Origin of the sequence: Neisseria sp. HMSC065C04 (genome assembly GCF_001815375.1) — a bacterium.
GTDB lineage: Bacteria > Pseudomonadota > Gammaproteobacteria > Burkholderiales > Neisseriaceae > Neisseria > Neisseria flavescens_D.
Genome location: NZ_KV820415.1, coordinates 42,147 through 45,882 on the forward strand (window position 1 = coordinate 42,147; position 3,736 = coordinate 45,882).

The following is a 3,736-nucleotide window of genomic DNA, read 5'->3' on the forward strand; positions in this document are numbered from 1 at the left end:
ATGTTAAATTCATAATACTAGTATTTTAGCCTGCCAACTCCTGTTTCTCTTATTAAAGAAGAACTTCTACGTTCACAATGAGATTCCTGCCTCCAGATTTAAAAAAATCACATCTTGCAACTAGCGGAACACTTTTTCTAAGTATGTCTAGTACAAGGTACTTCTTCTCAAGGAATATGAAGGTACTTGGTATCGTACTAAGGCTCCCTGCTCCCTACTCGACTTCATTACTCGATAATTAAGGTGACAACTGGCGCAATTAGCCTGTTAGCTGCCTTTAAGAGGTTCAAACACATCGCCTTCAGATGGCTTTGCACACTTACTTTGTTCTGCCCCAAATAGACTGCCCGGGCATAGCGGAATTTACGGTGCAGTGTCAGAAATAACTCACATAATCGAAATAGCGGCTCAATAATCTCTACCGCTTCCCCTCCCTATTCTATTGATCAAATCTCAAAAAACATTTCCATATTATTAAAAACAAGTTAGAATTTCATAAAATTATAAATAATAATCAAACTTATTTGTATTATTTTAGTCAGAGTGTAATCGCATCTATTCAGTCTGTCTCATTCAGACGGCCTTACCAATCAAGTTATATGGATTCATTCTATGCAACCGATCAAAGTCACCACCCTCTCCGCCTGCATCGCCGCCATTGGTTTCGTCCCTGCCGTTTATGCTGCAGATAATTCGACAGTTATTCTCGATACCATAACTGTCAAAGGAACTCGAAATAAGGATGAAATCGGTAAAAACCGCGTTTATACCCGCGAAATCGTCAATCTTTACAAGAGCAAAAACGAAGTCGAAACCTTCAAAGGCAACACCGTATCCGACCTTTTGAGCGGTATGTCCGGCGTGTACAGCGGCGACGCGCGCAACAGCGGCGCGCTGGATCCGAATATACGTGGTGTGCAAGGTCAAGGACGGATTCCCGTTACCATCGACGGCACGGAGCAGGCGATTACCGTCTGGCGCGGCTACGCGGGCGCAAACAACCGCAACTACGTCGACCCCAACATCATCAGTAGCGTTTCTATCGAAAAAGGCCCCTCGTTCAGCCGTGATATGAAAAGCGGCATAGGCGGCTCCGTCGCCCTGAAAACCATCGATGCCGACGATATTGTCCCCGAAGGGCAGAAATACGGCTTTGAAGTGAAGGCGGAGGCTTCCAACAATTCCATCAAAAGGCGTGAGAATGCTTATGAACATTCAGTCGATTATCGAACCTTGCCTGTTCCCGCAGTAGCGACGGGTGGTATTTGGCGTTCGTTTTTTGACGATACCGACCGAATCGACCAGCGTTTCAACGGACGCAATAAATTTGGGGAGGATAAAGCCTACCGCATTGCCGCCGCCACCAAGCAGGATAATTTCGATGCCATGCTCGCCTATGCCTACCGCAGTAAAGGCAATTATTTTTCCGGCAAAAAAGGCGCGGAACGCTACGGTTATATCGGTCCTTGGACACAAGAAACTTTAGACGAATTGAAACGTCGTAAAGAAGAAGCCGCTGCCAAGGGTGAGAAATTTTTCGGCAGTGAAAACATGCTGGGCGCACCCGATATTTCAAAAATCGGACTTTTTTATCATCCGGGCGGGGAAGTCAGCAATACCTCGCTCGAAACCAAATCATGGGTAGGTAAAACCACCTTCCGTCTGCCGAACCGCCAAACGCTCAAATTCGGCCTGCGCCATACCGATTCCACGTTCGGCGAAATTATGCCTTCGCGCATTATCGGCCCCATCAGTTGGGATGCGTCCGTCCTCAACAAAATTGCCGAATGGCCGCAGGCATGGGTAAAACAGCGTTCCTACAATATCGACTATTCGTGGAAGCCCGAGGGCAGCCGTTGGATAGATTTCGATGCCACGCTTTGGACAACGCGCACCAAATCCAAAACCAATACCGCAGGTGGCTCACCCGGCGATACCGTTTATGAGGACAACAAATTTCAAATAGCATGGGATGAGTACGACAGATGGCAAAAAGCTACGCCTGAAGAGCGTCAAGAATTGCTGAATGCAGGTTTTGAAGTCCCAAAACCGCCCAAACCCGAAACGCCCAATACAAACGGCAGGTTCAACACTATTGAAGGCAACGCCTATTACGCCCGTAACAACCGTACAGGCTTTCAATTCTCCAACCGTATGAAATTGAGCGACAAACTGTCGTTGACTTTGATGGGCGATTTTCAAAATGAAAAACTGACATCGCGCAATGATTTTTCAGACGAGCTGGAGCGGGGAGGATACGACAAATATCGGGAAGAACTCGAAAACAGCACCATCAGGGCAAATTATGAATTGAACCAATACGGTGTACCTCGCAACGGCAAGCGGCGTGAATACAATCTGGGCTTTAATTTTCGCTACGAACCCTTCCGCTGGCTGACTTTGACGGCAGGTGGGCGATATACCAATTTCCAACTTCAGGATAAAAGCAGACGTTTGGAAAGCGGCACGAATAAGACCGGCGATCCGTTAGAAATGAACAGGGGAATAAAATATTCGATCGGCAGGGTTGCCACGCCGCAAGAATACGCGGATTACAAGGCAATTGACGATGCTTTGGCGAATGGCAGTCTTGATTATGGAGTTTTATATGAAACAGAGGAATACGCAGAACAAAGAAAAAAACATGCACAAATTAGCCTGACTTCGTTTCAAGTCAATTCGCAATATATTCCGACTTTGACAGATGATCGCGAAAAATGGGTCAATCCTAATGAAAAGGTGGATTTCTATTGGTTGAAAGACGATAAAGGCCGTCTGAATATGCAGGATCATCCCCTTACCAATGGCAGCATTCCTGATTTGCACACCAAAGTCGCCAATCCTGTATATGACCCGTCTATTCCAGACAGTCCGCAATTTGTACCTAAATACTACGCAGCCAGTGCAAGTGTTTACACAACGCCAATGACCGAAGCCGAAAGACAGAGGGCAATGAAGCAGAAGGGCAGCGGTTGGGTACCTGCATTTTCTGCCACCATCAATTTTACTGATTACAGCCGCGCCTATTTGCGCTATACCGAAACCCTGCGCTACCCCAGCATTTTTGAAGGGACTTACGGCTTTTCTACCGCCGCCGGCTCATTCAACCGCATGGGCTATGGCTGGCGGCCCGAACACGCCAAAAACTGGGAAGTGGGCTATATTCATGATTTGACGGGGCTGTTACCGAAAATGAAAAAAGCGGATTTCCGCGTCAATTACTTCCATAACAAGACCGAAAACGTTATCGATAGGGACAGCAATCTCGAATTCGAACAATTCGACAGACAAATCCGCAGTGGTGTCGAGCTGTCCACCCGCTTCGATACCGGACGCGTCTTTGGCAGCCTGAACGTATTCCGCAGCCTGAAAAACAAAATGTGCGACGAAAATTTCACTTGGACATCCGCAACAGAGGGCATGGTTGATTCAAGCTATTTTGTGAAAAACGGTAAGACTATGAATCGTCCTGTCTGCAACCACGGCGGCTTGACCGATTCGGGCTATCTGGCAAGCGCACTTCAACCACGCTGGTCGATTGATGCCGAATTGGGCAGCCGTTTCCTTGCCAACAAACTGGAAACAGGCGTGCGCCTCCATTACCACAGCCGCGTCTATGAAAACCGCAACGATGCTTGGCAGCCATTCTACGATGTGCGCAATAAATATCTGAATGACAATATGAAGCCCCAGCATAACGATATGCGTTGGCAGCCTGTCGCCGTATGGGACGCCT

Annotated in this window: 1 protein-coding gene; it reads left to right on the forward strand. The window is 47.4% G+C overall.

Annotated features, from left to right (window positions below):
- Positions 1-612: 612 nt before the first annotated feature.
- A partial coding sequence (locus tag HMPREF3022_RS06630) for a TonB-dependent receptor domain-containing protein (protein WP_070765334.1) occupies positions 613-3,736 on the forward strand: 3,124 nt, incomplete at its 3' end.